This is a genomic window from Cobetia sp. BL01 (assembly GCF_056493605.1).
In genome coordinates, this window is record NZ_JBVBEE010000001.1 from 186,523 (window position 1) to 209,740 (window position 23,218).

At 63.8% G+C, this 23,218-nt stretch carries 19 protein-coding genes; 10 read left to right on the forward strand and 9 right to left on the reverse strand.

The genetic code is table 11. The features are described 5' to 3' along the window. Nucleotides 1-130: 130 nt before the first annotated feature. Both ACZYGA_RS00745 and ACZYGA_RS00750 read right to left on the reverse strand, forming a co-directional pair. A complete protein-coding gene (locus ACZYGA_RS00745; RefSeq protein WP_404625257.1) occupies nt 131-2,479 on the reverse strand; it encodes a polysaccharide biosynthesis tyrosine autokinase in 2,349 nt (782 codons plus the stop codon). A 70-nt stretch (nt 2,480-2,549) separates the two neighbouring features. Continuing rightward, nucleotides 2,550-3,746 carry a polysaccharide export protein gene (locus ACZYGA_RS00750; RefSeq protein WP_084208231.1) on the reverse strand — a complete coding sequence of 399 codons (1,197 nt, stop codon included), beginning with the start codon at nt 3,744-3,746 and terminating at the stop codon, nt 2,550-2,552. Between the two features lie 782 nt (nt 3,747-4,528). Here ACZYGA_RS00750 and ACZYGA_RS00755 point away from each other — a divergent pair. From ACZYGA_RS00755 to ACZYGA_RS00780, 6 genes are all read left to right on the forward strand, one after another. Then, the gene (locus ACZYGA_RS00755; RefSeq protein ID WP_404625255.1) at nt 4,529-4,858 is read left to right on the forward strand and encodes a hypothetical protein; all 330 of its coding nucleotides are present in this window, start codon (nt 4,529-4,531) and stop codon (nt 4,856-4,858) included. Nucleotides 4,859-5,028: 170 nt separating this feature from the next. Further along, complete coding sequence (locus ACZYGA_RS00760; protein ID WP_404625253.1) at nt 5,029-5,454, forward strand: hypothetical protein; 426 nt, start codon at nt 5,029-5,031, stop codon at nt 5,452-5,454. Continuing rightward, nucleotides 5,454-6,227, forward strand: a complete 774-nt coding sequence (locus tag ACZYGA_RS00765) for a hypothetical protein (RefSeq protein ID WP_404625251.1) — start codon at nt 5,454-5,456, stop codon at nt 6,225-6,227. The genes ACZYGA_RS00760 and ACZYGA_RS00765 overlap by 1 nt, the downstream gene beginning before the upstream one ends. Beyond that, the gene (locus tag ACZYGA_RS00770) at nt 6,227-7,195 is read left to right on the forward strand and encodes a hypothetical protein (protein ID WP_404625249.1); all 969 of its coding nucleotides are present in this window, start codon (nt 6,227-6,229) and stop codon (nt 7,193-7,195) included. The genes ACZYGA_RS00765 and ACZYGA_RS00770 overlap by 1 nt, the downstream gene beginning before the upstream one ends. Before the next feature lie 99 nt (nt 7,196-7,294). Continuing rightward, complete coding sequence (locus ACZYGA_RS00775; protein ID WP_404625247.1) at nt 7,295-9,739, forward strand: YjbH domain-containing protein; 2,445 nt, start codon at nt 7,295-7,297, stop codon at nt 9,737-9,739. A gap of 79 nt (nt 9,740-9,818) precedes the next feature. Next, complete coding sequence (locus ACZYGA_RS00780) at nt 9,819-10,148, forward strand: YkgJ family cysteine cluster protein (protein ID WP_077374131.1); 330 nt, start codon at nt 9,819-9,821, stop codon at nt 10,146-10,148. A gap of 139 nt (nt 10,149-10,287) precedes the next feature. Here the strand turns inward: ACZYGA_RS00780 and ACZYGA_RS00785 are convergent, their stop codons facing one another. Both ACZYGA_RS00785 and ACZYGA_RS00790 read right to left on the reverse strand, forming a co-directional pair. Beyond that, nucleotides 10,288-11,979, reverse strand: a complete 1,692-nt coding sequence (locus ACZYGA_RS00785) for an acetyl-CoA hydrolase/transferase family protein (protein WP_255304534.1) — start codon at nt 11,977-11,979, stop codon at nt 10,288-10,290. Between the two features lie 282 nt (nt 11,980-12,261). Then, the gene (locus ACZYGA_RS00790) at nt 12,262-13,203 is read right to left on the reverse strand and encodes a LysR family transcriptional regulator (protein ID WP_077374134.1); all 942 of its coding nucleotides are present in this window, start codon (nt 13,201-13,203) and stop codon (nt 12,262-12,264) included. A 293-nt stretch (nt 13,204-13,496) separates the two neighbouring features. On the opposite strand from ACZYGA_RS00790, the gene ACZYGA_RS00795 reads away from it, so the two are divergent. Together ACZYGA_RS00795 and ppnN are read left to right on the forward strand one after the other, a co-directional pair. Next, nucleotides 13,497-13,796, forward strand: a complete 300-nt coding sequence (locus ACZYGA_RS00795) for a hypothetical protein (RefSeq protein ID WP_077374137.1) — start codon at nt 13,497-13,499, stop codon at nt 13,794-13,796. Nucleotides 13,797-13,812: 16 nt separating this feature from the next. Continuing rightward, nucleotides 13,813-15,225 carry a nucleotide 5'-monophosphate nucleosidase PpnN gene (gene ppnN, locus ACZYGA_RS00800; protein ID WP_077374140.1) on the forward strand — a complete coding sequence of 471 codons (1,413 nt, stop codon included), beginning with the start codon at nt 13,813-13,815 and terminating at the stop codon, nt 15,223-15,225. 94 nt (nt 15,226-15,319) lie between these two features. On the opposite strand, the gene ACZYGA_RS00805 is transcribed toward ppnN, so the two are convergent. From ACZYGA_RS00805 to ACZYGA_RS00815, 3 genes are all read right to left on the reverse strand, one after another. Then, on the reverse strand, nt 15,320-15,733 hold the full coding sequence (locus ACZYGA_RS00805) for a hypothetical protein (RefSeq protein ID WP_404625244.1): 414 nt from the start codon (nt 15,731-15,733) through the stop codon (nt 15,320-15,322). 87 nt (nt 15,734-15,820) lie between these two features. Next, nucleotides 15,821-16,282, reverse strand: coding sequence for a flavodoxin domain-containing protein (locus tag ACZYGA_RS00810; RefSeq protein WP_077374146.1), 462 nt, complete (start codon nt 16,280-16,282; stop codon nt 15,821-15,823). A 386-nt stretch (nt 16,283-16,668) separates the two neighbouring features. Beyond that, entirely contained in the window at nt 16,669-18,690 is a 2,022-nt protein-coding gene (locus ACZYGA_RS00815) for a TonB-dependent receptor domain-containing protein (protein WP_404625241.1), read from the reverse strand. An 810-nt stretch (nt 18,691-19,500) separates the two neighbouring features. Between ACZYGA_RS00815 and ACZYGA_RS00820 the strand changes: the two genes are divergently transcribed. Then, the gene (locus ACZYGA_RS00820; protein ID WP_077374153.1) at nt 19,501-20,409 is read left to right on the forward strand and encodes a LysR family transcriptional regulator; all 909 of its coding nucleotides are present in this window, start codon (nt 19,501-19,503) and stop codon (nt 20,407-20,409) included. Nucleotides 20,410-20,557: 148 nt separating this feature from the next. Further along, complete coding sequence (locus ACZYGA_RS00825; protein WP_404625239.1) at nt 20,558-20,989, forward strand: secondary thiamine-phosphate synthase enzyme YjbQ; 432 nt, start codon at nt 20,558-20,560, stop codon at nt 20,987-20,989. A 24-nt stretch (nt 20,990-21,013) separates the two neighbouring features. Here the strand turns inward: ACZYGA_RS00825 and ACZYGA_RS00830 are convergent, their stop codons facing one another. Beyond that, a complete protein-coding gene (locus ACZYGA_RS00830; RefSeq protein WP_479398296.1) occupies nt 21,014-21,568 on the reverse strand; it encodes a DUF6161 domain-containing protein in 555 nt (184 codons plus the stop codon). Nucleotides 21,569-21,791: 223 nt separating this feature from the next. Continuing rightward, on the reverse strand, nt 21,792-23,171 hold the full coding sequence (locus ACZYGA_RS00835) for an IS1380-like element ISPsp9 family transposase (RefSeq protein ID WP_479398298.1): 1,380 nt from the start codon (nt 23,169-23,171) through the stop codon (nt 21,792-21,794). Nucleotides 23,172-23,218 lie beyond the last annotated feature (47 nt).

A 23,218-nucleotide genomic window follows, 5' to 3' on the forward strand; every position in this document is an offset into this window, starting at 1 on the left:
CATGCCGCGCCGTGTCGGTGACGTGGTGTCGAGTGACACCGGGTCTTGCGATACGTCGTCTTCCGCCTGGGTGTCTGTTGACGAGCTGTCATCAGACATAGGGGCGTCGCCGTGGATGGCTAGTCAGCACTCACGTATTTGCGCCGCCCTGATACTGGTAGTCGTGATAGCTGTAGCCGTAGCTGTAGGCCGTGGTCGCCTTGCGCTCGACGGCGTTGAGGATGGCGCCATCCACGCTCACGCCACTGGAAGCGAAGCGCTCCAATGCGGCTTCGATTTCCTTGGGCGAGTTGTGCATGAAGCGCGTCACCATCACGCTGACGCCGCACAGCTTGCCGACGATGGCTGCATCGGTGACCGCCAGGATCGGCGGCGTATCCACGATGACCATGTCGAAGTTCTCGCTGGCCCACTCGAGCAGCTCGGAGAAGCGCGCCTGCAGCAGCAACTCGGAGGGATTGCTCGGTGAGGTGCCGCGAGCCACGTAGCAAAGGGTGTCCGGCGTCTCCCCGCCTTCACCGACCACCGCCAGGCTCTCGTCGGCGATGCTGCGGATGATGGCGCTGCGCTCCACCTTGCCGAGCAGGTAGTCGCTCAGCCCCGGTGCCACGGCGCCCACCTGTTGGCCCGCCATGCTCTGATGCACGTGACCACGGCGCATGTCGGCATCGATCACCAGCACGCGGTTGCCTGCCTGGGCACAGACGGCGGCCAGGTTGGCGGACACGAAGCTCTTGCCGATGCCCGGGCTGGGGCCGCAGATCATCAGGCGGTTGTCGGGAGCTTCCATCATCGCGAAGTGCAGGCTGGTACGCAGACCCCGCAGACCCTCGATGGAGAGATCCGCCGGATTGCGCACGGCCAGCAGGCCAGGCGCGGCATTGCCGGCCGCCGCCGTGGCGCCCTTGCCGAGCTTGAAGGAGGAGAAGCGCTTGATGCCACGCGCCAGACGACGATTGAGGCGCGCCTGCTCCTCGGAGAGCGGCAGGGTCGCATGCACGTTGAGGCCGAGATCGGAAAGCTCCGACGGTGTCTCGATGCCACGATGCAGCAGCGAGCGCAGCAGCACGAAGACCACACCCAGCATGGCGCCCAGCAGGGTCGCGATCACCACGATCATCGCCTTGCGCGGGCTGACCGGGTGCGGCTGCGCCACGGCCTCATCCAGGATGCGGATGTTGCCGATGGTGCTGGCCTGGGCGATGTTCATTTCCTGGGTCTTGTTGAGCAGCTGCACGTAGATCTGCTGATTGACCTCGACTTCACGCTCCAGACGCAGGATCTCCTGCTGGGTGTCCGGAAGATCCCCCACCTGCTTCTCGAGCTCACTGCGCGTGCGCTCAAGATCCGCGCGCTTCTTGCGCAGTGCCACGTAGCTTGGGTGACTCGGGTTGAACTTGCCGGAGAGCTCCGCTTCCTCGAGCTGGGTCTGGTTGAGCTGGTTGTCGATGTTCACCAGCTGCTCGAGCACCGACTTGGTCTCGAGATCCAGATTCACGCTGTCACTCTTGCCGCGATAGGCATTGAGACGCTCTTCGGCCTCGGTCAGCTTCTTGCGGACGGTCGGCACCTGTTCCTTGAGGAATTCGAGCGACTTCTCCGCTTCCGCCGATTGACGGTCGATGTTCTGCTGCTGATAGGTCTCGGTGATGCGTTCAAGCACCTGCTGGGTGCGCAGCGGGTCTTCCCCCACCAGTGCCAGCCCCAGCACGCCGGTTTCCTTGCCCATCTCGGCCACCGCGAAGCGCGCGCGCAGCGCATTGGTGGCTTCCAGAGTGGACTGGTGCATCAGGGTGAACTCGGCCCCCTCGCCCGCGGTGAGCGAGGTCACCTCGAGACTCACCTCGCCCAACGGTCCCTCGAAACGCTCACGCTTGCCCACCGAGCCTGTGCCGAGCACCTTGCCGTCGTAGCGCAGTTCATAGCGGCCCTGCTCACCCGAGCCGAGCGTCACCAGCGTCAGCGGGACGTTGTCCCAGGCCTTGGGCACGGCCAGGCTGGCCACTTCCAGTGACTCGCCGGCCCACACCATGCTGGAACCGGACAGCCAGCTCGGGCGCTCCACCTCGTGGCTGCGCAGGAAGGTCCCGATCACCGGGTACTGGTAAGGCTTGACCACCAGATCCAGCTGCTCCTTCTTGACGGTCTCGCCCAGCACCAGGCGCGAGGTGATGGTCTGGATCTCGGATTCCGACGGCGGCGCCTCCCCCCGCAGCATGCTGGAGACATCCCGCAGCGGATTCATGTTGCTGCCACCATCCTCGACCTGCACCAGCGCATCGGCCTTGTAGATCGGCGTCGCCAGCAGCGCATAGAGCACCGCCAGCACGGTGAAGGTGCCGGTGATCAGCGCCAGCGTCAGGCGGCTGTCATACAGCTGACCCAGCATGCGGCCCAGATCGAGACTGGTGCGCGCCGGTACCGCTGCGGGTTCGGTGGCCCCCGTCTGACGGGAGGAATGGGCATTGCGAATCGACATCGTTGAGTCACTCTCCTGGTGTCCTGCCCGTGCATCGCGACGGGCAGGGACGCCTTGACGACCCCTCGCCTTACTGGCCGAGGGTATCGAGGTTGTCCTGGATTTCGGTGCTGTAGTAGATGGAGCTCACGGTGGGCAGCAACTGACTGATCACGCGGTTCCAGCGCGACACCGGCGCGGCCGTGACATAGACGACATCCTGCGGCTTGAGCGCGAAGTCGGCGCCCAGAATCAGGGCCGTGGTGTTGCGAGCATCCAGCTGATAGACGGTGGCCAGCTTCTCGGGGTCTTCCCGGTCCCGCCGTACCACGAAGATGCCGGAGGCATCCGCGGAGTCTTCCTTGATGCCGCCCGCCTGGGCGATGGCATCGGTCAGCGAGATGGGGCTTCTGCCCAGCGGCAGGCTGACCGACTTGTCGACCTCACCCATCACGAACACCTTGCGGGTCCCGACATCCGGCACATACAGGACATCACCGTCCTTGAGCAGCCGATCACGTGCCTCGCCGGTCGCCGCATTGCGCTGTGCCAGCAGCTCATAGAGGGAGATGACGGTCTCCTCGCCATTGCGCTTGAGCACCACGTTGTGCCAGTCCGCGTCTCCTGTCATGCCGCCGGCGGCGGCGATGGCATCGAGCAGACTCAACGGCACATCATTGATGGGCTGCACGCCAGGCTGCTCCACCTCACCGCTGATCCGCACCTTCTGACTGCGGAAGGCCGCCACCTTGACGTCGATCTGCGGCTCGTTGAGATAGGGCTGGAGGCGCTCGCCCAGCACCCGACGGATCTCGTCCAGGGTCTTGCCGCTGACCTGGACACGGCCGATATAGGGATAGAAGAGCGTGCCGTCGGCATGCACCACGTTGCCGGCTTCCTGGGCGCTGCGCTCGGAGCCCGTGGGCAACGACAGCTCCGGGTGGTCATAGACGACGATATTGAGAATGTCGCCCGGCCCCACGTGGTACTGATAATCCGGCGCCAGTTGCGCACGGGTGCTGCTGTTGAGCTCCTGGGTCAGCGCCTGCTCCAGCTCGCGCTGGGTGCCGTCACCCCGAGCCGCCTGGCGTGCCTGGGCATCCGCCCGCGCCTGGGCCTTGATCAGGCCGAAGGTGATGGGCTCCACATCGACGATGTCATCCACCGGCGCGGCCGAGGTGTCATAGTCGATGTCGCCGCCGGGCGCGAAGACGCAGCCCGCCAGTCCGGTGAGGGCGCCGAGGCTCAAGCTGGCGCCCAGAAGTCGTGCGATCAGTGCATTTTTCATCTGAAGTCCGTTGAGTCGACAGACCCGAGCAGCGATTGATGCGAGGCTGCCCCGATCATTCCCGCCGCACGCTGACGCCGGGACCAATTCGATAACGTCTTCGGTTCGCCTTGCGTAACGCGATGGCCCCATGTGCAACGACGGTTGCAACGACGGTGACCTCGGGCCGAGGGTGATCCCTCGTGCTGGTGTCATGTCTTGGTTTGCTTGAGTACTTGCGCCTGCTGGCGTCCCGCCCCTTGCATGACGGCTTGCGCCTGTCTGGCAATGGCGCGAACACTCCCTGGAGCAATCACGCGAATGCTGGCCCATGAAGACGATGAATGTGATTGAGGATCCTTCGATTTACATGAAGTCTTCCTCATCAAATCACGTCTCTGCTGCACATCGATGACACCTTTACAGGCACACATTCACGCCATCGACAGCGCCCACCACACCCACCTGACGGCGCAGGCTCCACAACGTGATGGCAACGTTTATCGCACTGTCCGCTGCGTCGTCTTCATGGGCATCAAGAGTGGAGTGACCAGACTCCATCTGTTGCGCATTTTACCTGATCCACGCCGCTCGCCAATCGAGCGCTGTTACAAAAATCCAATAAAAACATTGCTTTGTATCATCATTAGCACGACGTGTGTCGCTAACCGCCACATGGCGACGTAGGCGATTACAGACAGTGAAACGCTGGGTTCGTCTGCAAATCGACACATCCTTCACAAGAATTTCAGCAGCCATGCGGATCAAGTCCAGCGCCCGCGGTGTCTGAAAGATCGACAAGCATGTCTGCTTTTATCCACACCACGATTACTCTTTTTTACATAAATATTTCGCTTTCCATCAACGCCACATCGACGCGACTTCTCTCGCTAGACAGCCGACATTTTCTGGTTAACATGGGCCTCGCTTTCACGGGGGATAGAGAGAGGCGTCCGTCTGAAATGTGCATGCACATTTCTCATGACGACGGCGATGTCATCACCTCGAAAGCGAGCAATACGGTGGCCAGGGAATGCGGCCATGGCAGGAACACCTCAGGACGAGGCTGCGCCAGGGAAGATGCTACGGACGGTATCAGGGACGGCGCCCTGCACATCATGGAACAGGCGTGAGCTTGCTCACGCACACCACGACGCAACTCTCAGTAGCAGTGTTGCCGATGGTCAGAGACAGCACGGTATCCGGCATGCACGACGCTGGCCTTGGCCACCCATCACCGAGCCCAGTCATCGCAGCGCCCTGACTGGCAGATGACCGGCAATGCTCATCAAGGAGACTTCATATGCGCAAGTCACATATCGGCGCCATTCTCGGCCTGTCCGGTGCCCTGCTGTTGGCAGGCAACGCCATGGCGGAAGAGGAGGCACCTGCCGCTGGGCAGGCTGCGACGGGGACGACCGGCACGACCGGTACCACTGGCACCACCGGTACCACCGGCACGACTGGTACTACCGGCACGACCGACACGACTGGCACCACCGGCACGACCGGCACGACTGGCACCACCGGCACGACCGGTAGCGTTCCCACCGGCAGCGCCGCTGGCAGCGGCACGGCTAGCCAGAGCGCGTCCGGCAGCGTGACCCCGAGCACCAACGGCGGCAGCATCGCGGCCGGCGCGGCCACGGGCACCGTCGGTGGCGGGACGACCGGCACCACCGGTACCACCGGCACGACAGGTACCACCGGCTCTACCGGGACACGTTGATGACGTCGCGCTCCGCATCGCGTCATTCAGGCGCGAATCATCGCCAATCGCCAGCCAGGCACCTTCCAGGCATCCGGCGCTCGCTGACGCTGCTGGGCATCACTGCCTGTGCCGTGTCAGTGAGCGGCTGTGCCCAGATAGTGGCCAGCTCGGTGGGCGATGCCTTCGGCAAGGATGACTTCGAGGCGGCGCGCGCCAGTGAACTGCCCTACGCCTCCCTCAAGTTCCTGCATGGCAACAACACGGCACTGGTCGTGCTGGCCACGCTCGAGGATGAGGGACGCATCGCGCGTTTCGAGAGCCAGGACCGCGGCATCATCGAACTGCGCGACGGCGTACTGTCCGCGACATCCGGCTTCACGCGAGACATCGCGGACAGGCATGAGCAAAGCACTACCGGGCGCGCCTTGGCGCGTCCGGCCTGGCTGATGGCTGACGACAGCCGCTATCGCGTCAGTGTCAGCGCCCTGAGCCCCTATCCTCGCCGGCTGGAGCGGGCAGATGCCGCTTCCTCCGGCAGTCAGCATCAAGATGACGTGCCGGTGATGCAGGTGCATGAAGCCGATGCACATCTGCGCTGTGAGGCCGCCGCGCCACACGCGCTGCCACTGGCCGAGCTGTCGCTGCAACACTGCACCGAGACCCTGGCATGGGACGATGGCCACACCACCACCAACGAGATATGGCGCGATGCCACTCGGGTGTGGGCCGCCGACATGACGGCCTGGCCGGACGGGCCACGCTTCGGCTGGGAGATCGCCAAGGCATGGTAATGCGCTTTTCACGACCTGATTCTGCTCGCCCCGCACACGACTCGGCCCGCGTCGAGGGGCCGCTGCGCGCCCTCGCCCGCACATTGCCCACGGGAGTGTGCCTGGCCGCCCTGCTGATCCCGACCCTCGCCCGAGCGAACGAGACGCCGCTGCCCTTCAGCGCCGCCAGCACGCCACTGGCCAGTCAGGTACTGGAACAGCAATGGTCCTCCCATCAGACCCGCATGGCGCTGGACTGGCGCTACAGCTTCGTCAGCACGCCGCTGATTCGCCGGCAGATGGCCGCGACCGCCAACCGCCTGAGCGCCGAGATTGAACTGATCGCGGCTCGCTACGCGGTAGGAGCGCCTGAGGGCAGCTCCCGGGCCGCCTATGTCGAGGGGTTGCACGCCTGGCAGCGCTATCTCGATCAGGGCCGTCAACAGGGTGAGCCACGCAGCGTGCTGGCACGCCTGTCCGGCCAGCTGAATCCGCTCACTGACATGCGCGATGGCCCGCGGGCGATACGCATCGCCCCCGGCATGGTGATCGGTGCCTGTCAGGCCCCCCGCGACGTGGTGATTCTGGACGCCAGTGGCGTGCACCAGCGCCAGTGGAGCCCCGGCCTGACACTGGACGCCTTGATCGATGAGCGCCGCGCCGCCGACTCGCTGGGCCAGGCGGCACGGGCCAGCCTCGTCACCCCCCAGGGACAGGTGCTCACGCGGCCCATCGCCAGATGGAATCGCCTCACGCGTGGCGCAGCCGACCTGCCGGTCGCGCCGGGAGCCAGTCTGGTGATCCATACCCCCGCTATCGATACCGCGCAGCAATGGGTCAACGAGGCGCTGCCGCAATGGCTGGCCAGCCGCCTGCCCGGTGAGAACTGTCACAGCTGGCAGCTGGACGCCGCCTCGCTGCCGTCAGCGGACGACGAGCCGACAGCTCCCGGGACGTCAGGCAGTGACCCGCAAGCGCCGGCCCGCTAGCGGTCGTTCCCGGCACTGCCGGCATCGCCTCAATGTTTCTATCCTCCATACCCTCATTCACGCTCACGCACCTGTCGCGCGGGAGCATGCGAGACGCCCATGTCGAGTCCTTTTCGCCCAGCCCATCCCTCCACGCGCTCCCGAGACGAGCAGCGCCCTGCTCCGGCACGCACCGGCTGGCTGGCGCTCGGCATGGCGGGAGGCCTGCTCGGCGCCCAGATCGCCCACGCCGCTACCGGGGAATCCCAGAGTGATTTCGGCGGCGTGGGGCTGATGCAGACTCCCACGGCACGCTTCGCCCCACAGGGCGAGCTGAGCTTCACCTACAGCCGTACCCAGCCCTACAAGCGCTTCAGCGTCAACGCCGCCCCCTTCGAGTGGATGGAGCTGGGCTTTCGCTATGTCTCGGTGGAAACGGTCAGCTACGGTGAGGCCGCCCCGGACCGCGACTACCTGGATAAATCCTTCGACACCAAGTTCCGGCTCTGGGAAGAGGACCGTTATCGCCCGGCACTTGCGGTGGGCCTGCGAGATCTCGGTGGTACGGGGCTGTTCAGCTCTGAATATCTGGTGGCCAGCAAGCGCTATGGTGATCTTGATGTCAGTCTGGGGCTTGGCTGGGGCTATCTGGGCACGCGGGGCGACTTCAGCAACCCTCTGGCGCTGGTGAGAAGCAGCCTCGAGACGCGCAGCGATACCACCAGCGACAACGGGGGCGACTTCCAGCTGGGCAGCATGTTCAGTGGCAGCCCGGCCGTCTTCGGCGGTATCGAATATCAGACGCCCTGGGACCCGCTGACCCTGATGCTGGAATACGAGGGCAACGACTACTCCGACGAGCCCCTGACGGTGGAGATAGACCAGGATTCACCGTTCAATCTGGGCGCGACGTTCAAGGTCAATGACAACCTGTCGCTGCATGGCGGCTGGGAGCGCGGCAACACCGCCATGCTGGGCCTGTCGCTGTCCACCAATCTGGCGGGGCTGGCTCAGGCCAAGGATGACGGCACCCCGGAAGATGTCGCCCCCAGTCACCATTCGCGCTACCGCCATGACCAGACCCCGGAAGCCTTCCGGGTGCGCTCGCTGGATGCCGTCAATCGTGGGGACAGCGAGACAGTCCCGTCGGATCGCCCTCCACGTCCCGCCGGTGCCACGCCGGCCTCAGCGCCCTCGCTGACCGGCGACGAGGCTGCGCCGCTCTCAACGCCCTCGCCGACCGGCGACGAGGCTGCACCTCAAGGCCGCCTGCTGACGCTGCCGACCTCCCCGAGTGCCACCACGGGCGAGCCCGCCGCAAGCCCGCCAGCGCCGATACGGCTGGAGGACGTCGACTGGCAGGCACTGGCCGCGACACTGCGTGCCCAGACGGGGCTTGAAGTCTCCCGCCTGCGGGTAGAGGGCGAGACCTTGGTCATCGAGGCGGAGGCCACGCGCTTTCGCAAGGACCTGCAGGCCGAAGGCCGCGCCAATCGCGTGCTGCACAACCGCCTGCCCGCCGAGATCACCCACTTCCGCTACCGCCTGAGCAGCAACGGCCTGGCGCTGCGCGAGGATGAGCATCCGCGAGAGGCCTTCGTCGCGGCCGCCAACGACAGACGTTTCGGTGCCGAGTACGAGCATTCCATCACCGCTCGCGCCGCCTCTCCCGCGCCTGACGACGACGCCAGCGCGGATGCCGCCACGGTGCTGGACAGGGAACCCGCCGGCTTCAACTGGGGATTCTCGCCCAACCTGAAACAGAACTTCGGCGGACCGGACGGCTATCTCTACCAGCTCAACCTGCAGCTGGATGCCCTGTGGCGCACCGATCGCAATGGTTGGTTCTCCGGCGTGGCCACCTATCAGCTGGCCGACAACTACGAGAACTACGAGTACATCGCCGACTCCGACCTGCCACGCGTGCGCACCTACGTCGGGGATTACGTCAAGGAGACCGATCTGGGCATCACCAATCTGCAGTACACCCGCACTCATCAGTTCGGGCGTGACTGGTATGCCCAGGCCTACGGCGGCATTCTCGAGATGATGTATGCCGGTGTCGGTGCCGAGGTGCTCTATCGCCCGATGAACAGCTCGCTGGCACTGGGGCTGGATATCAACCGCGTCCGCCAGCGGGAATTCGATCAGCAGTTCGGCCTGCGCGACTATTCCGTCACCACCGGCCATGCCACCGCCTACTGGCAGTCCGGCTGGCACGATGTGCTGGTCAAGGGCTCGGTGGGGCGCTATCTGGCCGGCGATATCGGCGCGACGCTGGATCTGTCCCGCCGCTTCTCCAACGGGGTCAGCGTCGGGGCCTGGGCGACCATGACCGATGCCGGCGATGACTATGGCGAGGGCAGCTTCGACAAGGGGCTCTACGTCAGCATTCCGCTGGACGCCTTCTTCACCACCTCCAGCAAGGGCAGTACCGGCTTTGCCTGGGCACCGCTGACCCGTGATGGTGGTGCGCGCCTCAATCGTCGCTACCAGCTCTATTACATGACCGATGACCGGGACCCCGAGGGCTACTGGGAAGGGATCGACAAGGTCTACAAGTAATCCGTGCGTGAGTATGTTTCACTGCCGGCTGAAGCGTGCCGATGATGGCACCTGACTCACTGTGGCTGACCCTGACCCGATGAATATTCCGATTACCGACGTATCGCCGTTCGCTACCGGCGATACGACACCTGTGAATCCCGAGATCACCTGCAGCAACTGCCAGGCCTGCTGCTGCAGGCTTGAGGTCATCCTGCTCACCGATACCGGCGTGCCGGACTATCTGATCGACGAGGATGAGTGGGGGGGCGAAGTCATGCGCCGCCTCGATGATGGCTGGTGTGCCGCCGTCGATCGCGAGACGCTGATGTGCACCATCTATGATCGCCGCCCCCAGCTATGCCGTGACTATGAGATGGGCAGCCCGGAATGCGAAGACGAGCGCAAGGAAAACGGTCTGGATCAGTGATCCGCCCTCCTGTCGCTCGTCGCTTGTCGCTTGCCGCTTGAGTCAGTCGCTTGAGTCAATCGCCTGAGCCGCCCTGGTTTCTGGCGTCTGGTGGCTGGCCTCTGGCCGCCCCGATGGCGAGAGCGGCCTGAACGCCGCGCTAGCCGGCGCTGACCTTCTCACCTGCCTGCTCCGCCGGCACATCGCCGCGTTGCTCAGGCGTGCACAGGGCGCGCATGTTGCCGTGCACTTCCACCTCGCGATGCCAGCTGAGCGCCTGCTCCAGGCAATGCGGGGTATGGCCGCCCCGCCGGCAGGCCTCCTCGAAGTAGGCCCGCAGCGCGGGACGATAGCGCGGGTCGGCGCAGTTCTCGATCACCAGCACCGCGCGTTCTCGCGGTGCCAGACCCCGCAGATCCGCCAGGCCGTGTTCGGTCACCAGAATGTCCACGTCATGCTCGGTGTGATCCACGTGACTGACGAAGGGCACCACGCTCGAGATATCCCCGCCCTTGGCCAGTGATTTGGTGATGAACACCGAGAGCTGGGCATTGCGCGCGAAGTCCCCGGAGCCGCCGATACCGTTCATCATCCGCGTGCCGCACACGTGGGTGGAGTTGACGTTGCCGTAGATGTCGAATTCCAGCGCGGTATTCACGGCGATGACGCCGAGACGCCGCACGATGCCCGGATGATTGGACAGCTCCTGCGGACGCAGGATCAGACGGTCACGGTAACGCTCGAGGTCCTTCCACAGGGTGCGCCCGCGCTCCTCGGTGACGGTGATGGAGGAGCCGGAGGCGAAGTCGAGCTTGCCGGCATCCAGCAGATCGAAGGTGGAGTCCTGCAATACCTCCGAGTACATGGTGAGGTGCTCGAAGGGCCCCTCCTTCAGTCCGCTCATCACCGCGTTGGCCATGCTGCCGATCCCGGCCTGCAGCGGCAGCAACGCAGGCGTCAGACGCCCCAGCGTGACCTCCTGCTTGAGCAGTTCGACCAGATGGTCCGCCATCCGCCGGGTATCCTCATCCGGCGGGGTACAGGTCGAGGGGCTGTCCTTGCCACGCGTCAACACGATGGCGGCGATCCTGGCAGGATCGATGGGGATGTACGGCGTGCCGATACGCGAATCCGGCGCCACCACCGGGATCGGCTGACGGCTGGGGCGCATCTGCGGAATGTAGATATCGTGCAGTCCCTCGAGTGCCGCCGGGGATTCGAGATTGAGCTCGATGATCACCTTGTCGGCCAGAATCGCGTAGCTGGCCGAATTGCCCACCGAGGTGGTCGGCACGATGCCGCCGTCGGCGGTGATGGCACTGGCCTCGACCACCGCGACGTCCATGTCACTCAGCTGATGGTTGCGCAGCAGCTCCACCGTCTCCGAGAGATGCTGATCCATGAACATCACTTCGCCGGCATTGATGGCACGGCGCAGCACCGGATCGACCTGGAACGGCATGCGCCGCGCCAGCATGTGCGCATCCGCCATCTGACCGTCCAGGTCATTGCCCAGCGAGGCGCCGGTCATCAGCGTGATGGAGAACGGCTCGCGGCGCGCCTTCTCCACCAGCGCCAGCGGCAGGGCCTTGGCCTCCCCCGCCCGCGTGAAGCCGCTCATGCCCACCGTCATGCCATCGCGAATCAGCTCGGCGGCCTGGCTCGCGCTCATGTGGCGTGACTCCCATCCCTGCCAGCGACAGCGCCGGGCGAGCTCGCCACGCAGCGCCTCGTCAAGCTCCGTCACCTCCATGCGCGACAGCAGCGAGAACGACTGGCGAAAGGACTGGGCATCGGCCACGTCGCTCGCGGCAGGCGGTGCATCAACGAATCGGGACTTGGAAGAAGACACGGTACGGGTTCCTCGATGACAACGAACAAGGGGTAGGCAGCAAGTCGCGCAAACACCTCACGACACTGGTCAGGCTGTCATCCAGCATCCCACGCGCCGTGGCGGCGTCGCATCAGGCCTTGGTCGCAAGCCGGGGTCGCGCACTGAAACAGGACGGTGCGCTCCAAGCGACGCCCTGACGCGGGCCTGTCCCTGCCCCGGAAACACGAAGACCCGCTTCGAGGAGCGGGTCTTGCGATGCCAGGCAGGCCTGAGGGGAGCCCTGTCACGTCATGGCAGGCGTTACACCATGCCGTCGAGGTCCATGTTGTCGAAGCTTTCCGGGGCATCGGCGTAGCCGTAGAGCGTGTTGCGGCGCTGCAGGCGGAATTCGCCCAGCAGCTGCTCATAGCGACGCGGCACCTCGGCATTGTCACGCGTGACGATGTACAGGTTCTCGTAGACGGCCTCGGTGAGCGGCATCTCGCGCACCTGGCGCTGCCACGGTGACGTCTCCAGCACCGTGCGCGAGACGACGGTGAAGCCCAGGCCACGTGCCACGGCATCCAGCACCATGCCGATGTCGTTGGTGAAACCCTGCTGCGGGAAGTGGCTCATCGAGCGGAATTCACCGGCGAAGTTCTCGCGCAGCAAGGCGCTGGCGTTGTTGACGCCGTCGGCGTAATTCATGAAGCCCAGCGCCATCAGCTCATTGAGACTGTTGCCGGCGAAGTCGGCGGGCACCACCAGGCACAGCGGCTCCTGATGCCACAGCTCGAAGTTGAGATCCGGATGCTTGACCGGCTCGGTGACGATGCCAAGATCGAAGCGCCCCGCCAGCACGTCCTGCACGATCTCGGAATTGAAGGCGAAGCTGTAGCTGACCGTCAGCCCCGGATGCTGCTGCTGATAGCCGAGCGTGAACGGATAGAACATCAGCCCGACGCTTGAGGGGCTGGCCACACGGCATTCCCCGCTGTCAGGCGAGTCATCATCCAGCGAGTGCATGAACTGGGTGTGCTCGGCAAACAGCTTGACGGAGTAGTCGTAACAGCGACGCCCCGCTGCGGTGAGCGAGAACTTGCGTCCCTGACGGTTGAGCAGCGAGCGCCCCAGGTACTGCTCCAGCTTGCGGATATGCTGGCTGACGCCGGGCTGGGTCATTTCCAGCTTGCGCGCGGTATGGGTAAAGCTGCCGGTCTCCACCAGGGTGATGAAGGTACGAAAATACTGGGCGTTGAACATGGAGGCACTGACCACTCACGAACGGGGGACGCGACTCGGCGCGTCGTGTTGCCGATAGCTGCCTGAATGTCTGCACAGGGCCACCGACCCGCAAAGCCCATGATTCTACCAGAGCCAGCCGCCATGCGCAGCGCTGCGCCGTGGCGCCCTCGCGTGTTAGCATCATCCTCATTGCCAGGTGCCGCTCTGGCTGCGTCTTTCGTGGGCGATGCCCGAATGACGCGGCAGGGCTCGGCGCCTTTCCTCTGCCCCGACCAGTCCTCGCGACTGGCCCGAATCACGAGATGCTCCAGATGCTTGATCCACTGGCCGCGCGCGGCGAAGCCATCCACAAGGCACTGCTCGCCATGGAAAGCGAATGCGCCGAAGTCGACCTCTTCCCGCTGGGATACATGATTCCCCAGGTGGAACTGGTTCTCGAGAACGCCGATTACGATGCCGCCGATGTGGTCGCGGAAGATTTTGACGCCACCTTCGAAGAGTGGATGCAGCACGCCTTTGCCCAGGACGGCATGAGCGTGGACGACCGCGAGCGCATCGCCGAACTCTGGGCAGAAGCCCGGAACCGCGCCCAGTCAGCCGTGGGCGCCTGACACAAGGAAGACGGTCATGAACTCTGTCACCAGTGAAGCTACCACCTACTCCCGCGATGCCAGCTCGACGCTGGTCTCCACCATCATCTCACCGGAAGGCAGCCTGGAAGTTCTCTCCCAGGATGAGGTCAATCGCCTGCGCGACACCTCCTCCAATGGCCTGCATGACATCCTGCGCCGCTGCGCGCTGGCGGTGCTCAACTGCGGCAGCCAGACCGATGACAGCGTCTCGGTGCTCAATGCCTACAAGGACTTCGAGATCGAGGTGCTGCAGCAGGATCGTGGCATCCGTCTGAAGCTCGACAATGCGCCGGGTGATGCCTTCGTGGATGGCAAGATGATCCGCGGCATTCGTGAGCACCTCTCGAGCGTGCTGCGCGATATCGTCTACGTGGCCAACGAGATCCAGAACACGCCCCGCTTCGATCTCTCCACCACCGAAGGCACCACCAACGCGGTGTTCCATATCCTGCGCAACGCCGGTGCCCTGAAGTCCTCGCGTGAGCCGAGCCTCGTCACCTGCTGGGGTGGCCACTCGATCAATCGCGAGGAATACGAGTACACCAAGGACGTGGGCTATCACCTCGGCCTGCGCGAACTCGACATCTGCACCGGCTGTGGTCCCGGCGCGATGAAGGGCCCGATGAAGGGGGCCAACGTCGCGCATGCCAAGCAGCGTCGCAAGCAGGGCCGTTATCTGGGCATCTCGGAGCCGGGCATCATCGCCGCCGAGTCACCCAACCCGATCGTCAATGAACTGATCATCATGCCGGACATCGAGAAGCGCCTTGAGGCCTTCGTGCGGACCGCGCATGGCATCATCGTCTTCCCGGGCGGCGTGGGTACCGCGGAAGAGATTCTCTACCTGCTGGGTATCCTGCTGCATCCGGAAAACGAAGGCCTGCCATTCCCGGTCATCTTCACCGGCCCGGCCTCCAGCGCCGACTACTTCCAGCAGATCGACGAGTTCATCACCTATACGCTGGGTGAGGAAGCGCGCTCGCGCTATACCATCATCATCGACAATCCAGTCGAGGTGGCGCGCACCATGCGAGGCGGCATCGATGACGTCGCGGAGTTCCGTCGTCAGCATCACGACGCCTTCTACTACAACTGGCGTCTGCATATCGCCCCGCACTTCCAGCAGCCCTTCGCGCCGACCCACGCCAACATGTCAAGCTTGGCGCTGCATCGCAACCAGCCGGTGCATGAGCTGGCCGCCAACCTGCGTCGTGCCTTCTCGGGCATCGTCGCCGGCAACGTCAAGAAGGAAGGCATCGAGGAGATCGAGCGCGATGGGCCCTTCCGCCTGACCGCCGAAGCCGAGCTGATGGAGCGTCTCGACGCCCTGCTCACCTCCTTCGTGGCCCAGGGCCGCATGAAGCTGCCGGGCAGCGACTACGAGCCCTGCTACACGCTGTGCAAGTGAGGCCGTGATGCCCGGGCCATCAGCCCCGGGCCTGATGCGACGACGCCCCCGACCATCACTGGCCGGGGGCGTCGTCGTTTGCGGCAGACAGGGCTCAGTCGCTCTTGCGGCCCCGATGCATCCACAGACTGATGACATGCGCCACCAGCCCCAGTGTCAGGCCATCAACCAGCACTTCCAGCGCCCCTTCCCTGGGGCGGTCAAGCATCGGCGCGGCGAAGTTGAAGGCTGCCATCGCCGCCAGGCCCACCACCAGCCACACGAACACGCGACGGATCAGCCTCGGCACTTCGCCCTGGGCGACATCGGAGAGCTGGCGATAGATGTAGACCCCCAGCGCCGCGACGGCCACGGCAAAGCCACTGATCAGCATCAGGCGCGTGGTGTCACCGCTGAGCAGAAAACGCGGAATGTTGGCGACCATCACGATGGCGAGGCCCGCCAGCACGGAGACACGTTGCGGTGTCAGGTTGCGGGCGCGCGGATGATCAGGATTGAGTTTCGGCATGTGCAGCAGTCTCGAGGAAAGGTCGGGCAACGTGGAAATTGAACACGACGAAGAAGTCGGACGCCGGGCACGCCCGGCGTGACGGGATCAGGCGGTCGCCGGCAGCGTCGGAATCCAGCTCTCGACCCACGGCAGGGCCGCGTCATCCGCCATGAAGGTCTCCATGGCATCGATCTCGAGGCGCTCGCCGTGGCGCGTGGCGCCCAGATCCGCCAGACGCTCGTCCAGCTGACGCCCGGCACCGCAGTAGGTCTCGCCGTAGGAGCTGTCGCCGAGAGCGATCAGACCATAACGCAGCCAGTCCAGCGCCGGTGACTGGGCCGAGAGCGCATTGAGGAAGCCGCTCAGGTTGCCCGGCACATCGCCACTGCCGGTGGTGGAGGTGACGAACAGCGCCAGATCCGGGCGTGTCTCCGTCAAGTCTTCCAGTGTCGGCTGGTCAAGCACTTCCACCGTATAGCCTGCCTGCTCGAACAGCGGTTGCACCTGCTCGGCCACATCCAGCGAGCCGCCATACATCGTGCCGACAAAAATCTTCAGAAGCGCCATGCATCCTTCCTTATTCGTACGATCACCCGCCACGGGCGGGAACGTGAGTGCGGTGCGAAGAGCCGTGCAGCGGCTCTCCGACATTTGGTCGCGATGGTAGCACAGCCTGCCCGCGGGACGCAGGCCGGCCGGGGCCCGCGCCATGCAGCACGCGTACTCCAAAGACAGGACAGCGCCACCGTGAAATCACGATGGCGCCGCTTTGTTCTTGCGCTGATGCTCCTGCGCTGATGCCCTTGCATCGGTGCTGCCGCTGCCGCCGTGTCGCTACCTCGTTCTCTGGAGCAGGGCTACGCGTCAGTGAAGCCTCCCGGGGTGCGAGCCTGGATCACGACCGCTGGCGATGCCCTTCCGTCAGAGACACGCTGGCTGACAGCACCTTTTGATCAGAAGCGATACGCCGCCGACAGACGCACGTCACGCCCCGGACTGGTGATGGCGCCCGGCGTGATGCCACGTGGGCTGTTGGTTTCCAGATAGAAGGTGTTCTGGTCGGAGTATTCCTTGTCGAACAGGTTGTAGATACCAGCCGTCAGGGTCAGGTCCGGCATGTCACCCGGCACCCAGCTGGCGTAGAGGTCATGCGTGGCGTAACCGGCACGCTCGCTCTGGTCATCTGGCAGGTCGGTGAGGCGCTCGTAGGCGGTCACGGTCCAGCCCAGGGTCAGCTGCGGGTCGGCGAAGGTGTAACGGTTGTCCAGGCTCCAGCGGTCTCCGGTCTGGTTGCCCAGCCCCATGTCATCCACCACGGTCTCGCCCTGGTTGTCTTCCAGGTCCATGGTCAGGTAGCCCAGCGTCATGTCCCAGCCGCCCAGTCCGTAGGTGGCTCGCGCCTCGACACCCTTGCTGGTGACGATACCTTCCATGTTGGTGATGGTGGTCACGTCACCCGCCGACCCTTCGGTGATGTAGTTGTCGAAGTGGGTATCGAAGTAGGTGACTTCCAGTCCGGCACGGTCACGCTGGGTGAGGATGCCCTCGCCTTTCCAGCGGGCACCGACCTCGGTGCTGCGCGAGGTCTCGGCCTCGAGACCCGGCTCGACCACCAGCGTCTCGCCCGGGCCGACGCCCCCGTCGATCAACAGGGCTTCGCGGCCCTTGTTGCCACGCACGGCCGTGGCGTACCCGGTGAACAGCTCGACACCCCCGCCGACACGCCAGTTGAGGCTCGCGTTGGGGCTGACATCGGTGTCATCCAGCGTCTCACCATTGGCGTATTTGGTCCGATAGTCATCGACTCGGGCACCGAAGGACAGATCCACCGCGCCGAGCGTCATGCGGTGCTGGGCGTAGAGCGCGATGTTGCGCGCCGTCTCGTCGAAGCCAGCGGTGCTGGATTCATCCTCGACGTAATCACTGCCCAGGGTCAGACGGTTGTTCATCGCCTCGGGGCCGAAGCGGAAGGTGTTGTTGAGATCCCCCCCGACACTCTCGACCTTGGCATTCGAGCTGGCCCCGGTAGCGAGGGACGTGCGGTCCACTTCCGTACTGGAGTGGAAGACATTGGCGTGCACATCCACCAGCCGCGAGCCCGGTTCGAAATCGTAGTTGGCGGTATAGGTGTCACGGCTCAGCTCGGTATCGACCTTGGCGTTGTTGAACGGCTGACACTCCATGTTGGGACGCACGCAGTAGATGCCGGTGTCCTCGTTGTGCTCCGCGCTGAGTCGCAGGCTGTGCGCGCCCTGATCCAGCAGGCTGAACTTGCCGAAATAGCTGCGCTGATGACCGCCGGTGCCCTCTTCCTCATCACCGCCGCCGGTGCGGTAGTCATCGCTGTTGCGTGCGCTGGTGGTGAACAGCAGCCCCGCGTTGGGCGCCACCTCCCCATACACCGACAGCGTGCCCTTGACGGCATCTGCCGCGGATTCCGTGCTGCCCTTCACCATGCCACCGACACTCTGACCCGGCTTGAGCAGGTCCTGGGCATCCTTGGTCACGAACTTGATGCTGCCACCCAGCGCGTTCGGCCCGTTGTCCGCCGCCCCCGGCCCGGCCTGGACCTCGGCGCGCTTGAGCAGCTCCGGCTCGATGTTGAAGTTGGAGCTGTGGTGGAACAGGTAGCCGTTCTGGCTGGCGCCATCGATGCTGATGTTGAGGTTGGTATCTTCCAGCCCGCGCACGTAGAGCTTCTCGGAGGAGGCAGTGGTGCCGCCAACGGTGACGGAAGGCGTATCGCGGAAGATGTCCTTGAGGTCACGCGCCTGATGCAGGGCAAGCTCTTCGCTGTCCACCACCGCCGTGGCCTCGAGGCGATCCTCCTCGACCTGCAGTGTCTGCATCTGCAGCGGCTCGGCATTGACCGTCCCGGCACACAGCAAGGCGATGGCCGCGACCAGCGGACGAGGAGTGAAGACCGTCGCGCGTGAAGCGCTGACGGTGTGGCGCGAAGAGAGGCAGACTGTCATGAGCGGAGCGTTCCCAAGATTAATAATAATAATGATTCTTCTTTGCAGGCGAGATAATGCACTTTCTTGCACATTTCCGTCATCTACCGTTTCTGCAACGCCTCTTCTCGAAACCTGCAATCGGGTGCTCTCCTCACGGGCACGCCCACTCGCCTCATGCCCATCTGCCCCCTCGACGATTCCCGATTTCTCGCGGCAGAAGGCCCTCCCCAGCCGCGCTAGGACCTGCCCTGCGCCTTGCCTAACGAAAAAGACACTTTTTCTCACCTGTCTGTCATCAGATACGGAACCATCTCCGGTCACTGACGTCTGAGCCGTCATGCCGCCAATGACGCCAGTCCCCCGCCGTTGCGCATTCTGCCGAGGTGTCACGTTTCACGGAGATCGGAATTGCGCAATGCGTGCGGCTTTGGATGCAACAATGACGGGATGGTGATATTGTTAGCCTGCTCAGAGTCGCCGGCATCCAGCGCCTGAAAATCGTTCTCGCGTTTCTGGCGCGGCACTGTGCGCGAAGCCGGGTTTCGAGACCGGTTTCAAGACCGAGCTTCACTAGCCGGCCGCAAGAGCTGAAGGCAAGAATCAAGTGCAAGACCTGTCGACGTGCGCTGTGGTGCACGACTGACAGGAGCGGTTGTTGATCGATGAGCGCGTCTTTTCCCGGGGCATCCCCCGCGGTACGAGGGGCACGGTCATCGACAGGCAATCCGTTGTGCAGCCCCTGCGCTGCGACGGGCCCGACATGGCCCGTACAAGGTGGGTGTTTCCCTGACGACACACCCCGACCCCCTGAACAACCGGACCTATTCGATGAGCGATATCGACGCCTATAACACCTTTCTGATGGTCGCGGATCTCGGCAGCCTGTCCCGCGCTGCCGAACGCCTGCGCCTGCCCAAATCCACCGTCAGCCGTCGCCTCGACGCCCTCGAGGGCCGCTTCGGCACTCGCCTGGTGGAACGCGGCCATCGCGGTATCCGCCTGTCGGAAGCGGGTGAGACCCTCTACCGCTACGCACGATCGATGGCCAACCTCGATGATGAAGCGCACCGCGCCATCGAGGATCGTCAGTCGGACCTCACCGGCACCATTCGTATCCACGCCACCCCAGCGCTGGGTCGTCACTTCCTGGGCCACGCTCTCACCAGCTTCCTGTCCGAGCATGACGGAGTCGATATCAAGCTGAAGCTGTGGCACAACGGTCGCGAGATTCTCGAGAACCAGCCGCATCTGGTCATCGGCTTCCCGCACCTGGCCGGCAGCACTCACGTCTTCCGCCCGCTGACCCAGTGGCAACAAGCCGCCTACGCGGCCTCGCATGTCGAACATCCCGAAGAGCTGCCGTGGGGCGAGCTGGAACCGCTGGTCTCCGGCACCTCGCTCTCGCGTCACCCGGAAGATCCGCGCCCGAATCACATCCAGTCCGATGACCTCGAAGTCCTCACCGACTACGTCGCCGATGGCCTGATTCGCGCCGTGCTGCCCATCGACTGGGTCAACTCGCTCAGCGAGCGCAACGGCCAGTCCTTCAAGCGTCTGGAATGCGACGAGATCCCGCCGGTCGAGATCGGCATGCTGCTGCCGCGCGGCCCGATCCCGACCCGCGTGCGCATGCTCGCCGACTGGCTCGCCCGCGAGATCGGCAAGACAGAACCGGAACGCGTCACCGCCAAGGCCGCCCGTCGCACCGTCAGCGAAGCCGCCACCACTGCCGGGTGATGGCAGCGGTGCCATGCTGTCGCCCTCCTCTCGCTTGAGATGAACCAGCGCAGCACGCAGCAAAAAGGCCAGCCCTCCGGGGCTGGCCTTTTGCGTTCTGGCTTGTCATGTTTAGCATGGACTGAATCAATGACAGGCAGGGCTTCTCATGTGGCAACGCGACACTCTCACCCTCTCCGCCCGCAAGCGCGGTTTTCACCTCATCAGTGACGAGGTGGAACAGGCATTGGCCGAAATGCCACCGGTCAGTGTCGGCCTGCTGCATGTGCAGCTGCTGCACACCTCCGCCTCGCTGACCCTCAACGAGAACGCCGACCCCGACGTGCGTCACGACATGGACGCCTTCCTGCGCCGCCTGGTGCCCGGCAACCTGCCCTACTTCCGCCACACCCTCGAAGGTGATGACGACATGCCCGCCCACGTACTCGCCAGCCTACTCGGCACTCAACTCACGCTACCCGTCGAAGCCCGTCGCGGTGTCAACCGCCTCGCCCTCGGCACCTGGCAAGGCATCTGGCTTGGTGAACACCGCGACCACGGCGGCAGCCGCAGGTTGCATCTGACACTGAGTGGTGATTAATCAAGAAGATTAAATTTTTAATATTTATCTTTTATTTAATTGCTCAACAACTCCACTAATACCCGGCATAGTGATACCACTATCTTGTCCAAGCAAACCCGAGTCGCTTCTACTAAACAATGCTTGCAAAACTATTTCACGTGATTTCTCATCAACTGCCGCCTCATTACTAAGAGAGAGATACAAATATGTCAAATGTTCGCGCTCTTTGGTATCTCGCATAAGGTGAAGCGAGCTAAATATTAGCTTAGTCAAAATCCTCATCATAAATGCATATATTGCAGCAATCGAACCAAAAATTATAGCGCCCTGCAAACTACCCACACTAAGAGGGGTCGGTTCACCATGTAACCAGCCAAAGAAAAACTCCATGAAATACACAAGTGCAAAAATATTTATGCACATAAATGCAACAATACCGAAAAGGCTTTCTAACCCATACTTCCTTGATGCCTTACGCCAGTAATCAGCAGGACCTTGCAACTTGAGTTTCTCTTCATATGTTTTCTCAAGCAAGTCAATTTCTTCTTTCCATTCTTGAATTTGTGTATCAAATCTTTTCTTTTTAACCCGCCTCATTCACGAGGGTGCTGATTGAGCGGTCTGAAGGTACTGACTGGTGGCATCGCTTATCAGGATCGGCTTCTTCAGTGCGAATGGCCGTTGAGTAATGCCAAAACGCTGAAATTTTCCCGCTTTCTTATAGCTCTTTGGAATCAATTGCGACCGTCCAAGCAGCCGTGATCGCCGCCCGCCGCTCCGGTCGCTCGCTTTCTGATGCTGTGGTGGTCTCGCAGGAGCGTCAGCTCAGTGCGGTCAGCTTCGGCAGCCCCTTCAGCAGCGTCGGCCACCACTTGTCGGCGGCGGCACCCAGATGAACGGTGATTCGCCGAGCGTGCAGCCTCAGCGTGGCGGCGACCTTCAGCACCTGCTCGCGCATCCGGCTGAGGCTCCAGCCTTGCCGGGTCTGCCGCTCCAGCAGGCAGCGCAGGCCATGCAGGACCTGGTAGGCGTAGAGGCTGAGCAGCAGGCTCACCTCGTTGCGTGCTATCACGTCCTGAACGGTGGAGGCGCCGCGATCGGTCGACGAGAGGTGCACGTCGAGCGCCGACTTCACCTCGCCCATGTGCGCCTCGGCGCTGCCGCGCTTGCGGTAGAGCGCCAGGACCTTCTCCGGCGGCCAGTCGAACTTGCCGAGGTTGGTGACCAGGAAGAAGGCATGCAGCAGCAGGTCATCGGGGCGTTCCTGCACCACCAGCACCACGCGACGCGGTGCCGACCAAGAGCCCGCTTGATACTCCAGGTCATGGCACCACTCGCGAGGCTGCTCGGGTGGCCGGCCGGGTGGCCGCTTCAGGTGCGGTGCCGCCAGCTTCTGCAGACCGGTGTGACTGCGCAGCCGGCCCAGGTACTCGATGTCACGCTCTTCCAGGGCCGCCAGCGTCGCGTTGTCGGTGAAACCGGCGTCGATGCGCACGCGAACCTGAGCCCCGGTGCTCTCGTTGAGTCGCCGCACCAGATGCGGGATCCAGGTGTCGGCGTTCTCGGCCGGGCCGGCGTTGCCCTCGCGCAGCAGGCCGCCCACCATGTCACCGGTCTCGGCCAGCGAGGCGACCAGCGGCGAGTAGATGCGGGCCCCGTAAAGGCCATGATAGGCCGACCCGCCCTGGTGGCCATGCACCTCGATCGGCAGGCCGTCGATGTCCAGCGTCAGCTGTTTGGGACGTTCACCGTTCTGCAGCGAGGTCAGGCGCCAGACCACCAGCCGCAACAGGCCTTCGTGCACGGCATCGATATTGTCGTTACGACCGAGGCAGCTCAGCAGCCGCGACAGCGTGGCTTGAGACGGCCGGTCCTGGACCAGGGGCGTCATGCCGCGCGCATCGCTGCAGGCCAACTGCCAAAGCGGGTCACGGCGCAGCGTGTCGGTATCGCTGAGATCGATCCAGCCCATCGCACGCTGCAGCACCAGGGTACGCAACTGGCTGGCCAGCGAATGACGGATGCGCAGCGGGTGGCGTCGATCGACCAGATTGTCTTCCAGCGCCTCGATCACGCCGCTGTTGTCGAGGGCCTCACGCAACAGCAGAGCGCCGCTGTCGCTGGTGGTGCGCTGGCCGCTCAGCTCAACACGGACAGCGCCGTTGCACGAGGGCGTCCAGGTGGATAGGCTTTCACCCATAGCGGATGGCTCTCTTGGTTCAGGTTCTTGGCGGAACACACTGAATT

What these genes read in the sequence shown, in the direction of transcription:
- ACZYGA_RS00805 (WP_404625244.1), bottom strand. Translation starts at nt 15,733, where the DNA reads ATGCCGAAACTCAATCCTGATCATCCGCGCGCCCGCAACCTGACACCG.
- ACZYGA_RS00795 (WP_077374137.1), top strand. Translation starts at nt 13,497, where the DNA reads ATGCTTGATCCACTGGCCGCGCGCGGCGAAGCCATCCACAAGGCACTG.
- ACZYGA_RS00790 (WP_077374134.1), bottom strand. Translation starts at nt 13,203, where the DNA reads ATGTTCAACGCCCAGTATTTTCGTACCTTCATCACCCTGGTGGAGACC.
- ACZYGA_RS00835 (WP_479398298.1), bottom strand. Translation starts at nt 23,171, where the DNA reads ATGGGTGAAAGCCTATCCACCTGGACGCCCTCGTGCAACGGCGCTGTC.
- ACZYGA_RS00770 (WP_404625249.1), top strand. Translation starts at nt 6,227, where the DNA reads ATGCGCTTTTCACGACCTGATTCTGCTCGCCCCGCACACGACTCGGCC.
- ACZYGA_RS00815 (WP_404625241.1), bottom strand. Translation starts at nt 18,690, where the DNA reads ATGACAGTCTGCCTCTCTTCGCGCCACACCGTCAGCGCTTCACGCGCG.
- ACZYGA_RS00775 (WP_404625247.1), top strand. Translation starts at nt 7,295, where the DNA reads ATGTCGAGTCCTTTTCGCCCAGCCCATCCCTCCACGCGCTCCCGAGAC.
- ACZYGA_RS00825 (WP_404625239.1), top strand. Translation starts at nt 20,558, where the DNA reads ATGTGGCAACGCGACACTCTCACCCTCTCCGCCCGCAAGCGCGGTTTT.
- ACZYGA_RS00755 (WP_404625255.1), top strand. Translation starts at nt 4,529, where the DNA reads ATGTCTGCTTTTATCCACACCACGATTACTCTTTTTTACATAAATATT.
- ACZYGA_RS00750 (WP_084208231.1), bottom strand. Translation starts at nt 3,746, where the DNA reads ATGAAAAATGCACTGATCGCACGACTTCTGGGCGCCAGCTTGAGCCTC.
- ACZYGA_RS00765 (WP_404625251.1), top strand. Translation starts at nt 5,454, where the DNA reads ATGACGTCGCGCTCCGCATCGCGTCATTCAGGCGCGAATCATCGCCAA.
- ACZYGA_RS00830 (WP_479398296.1), bottom strand. Translation starts at nt 21,568, where the DNA reads ATGAGGCGGGTTAAAAAGAAAAGATTTGATACACAAATTCAAGAATGG.
- ACZYGA_RS00810 (WP_077374146.1), bottom strand. Translation starts at nt 16,282, where the DNA reads ATGGCGCTTCTGAAGATTTTTGTCGGCACGATGTATGGCGGCTCGCTG.
- ACZYGA_RS00780 (WP_077374131.1), top strand. Translation starts at nt 9,819, where the DNA reads ATGAATATTCCGATTACCGACGTATCGCCGTTCGCTACCGGCGATACG.
- ACZYGA_RS00820 (WP_077374153.1), top strand. Translation starts at nt 19,501, where the DNA reads ATGAGCGATATCGACGCCTATAACACCTTTCTGATGGTCGCGGATCTC.
- ppnN (WP_077374140.1), top strand. Translation starts at nt 13,813, where the DNA reads ATGAACTCTGTCACCAGTGAAGCTACCACCTACTCCCGCGATGCCAGC.
- ACZYGA_RS00745 (WP_404625257.1), bottom strand. Translation starts at nt 2,479, where the DNA reads ATGTCGATTCGCAATGCCCATTCCTCCCGTCAGACGGGGGCCACCGAA.
- ACZYGA_RS00760 (WP_404625253.1), top strand. Translation starts at nt 5,029, where the DNA reads ATGCGCAAGTCACATATCGGCGCCATTCTCGGCCTGTCCGGTGCCCTG.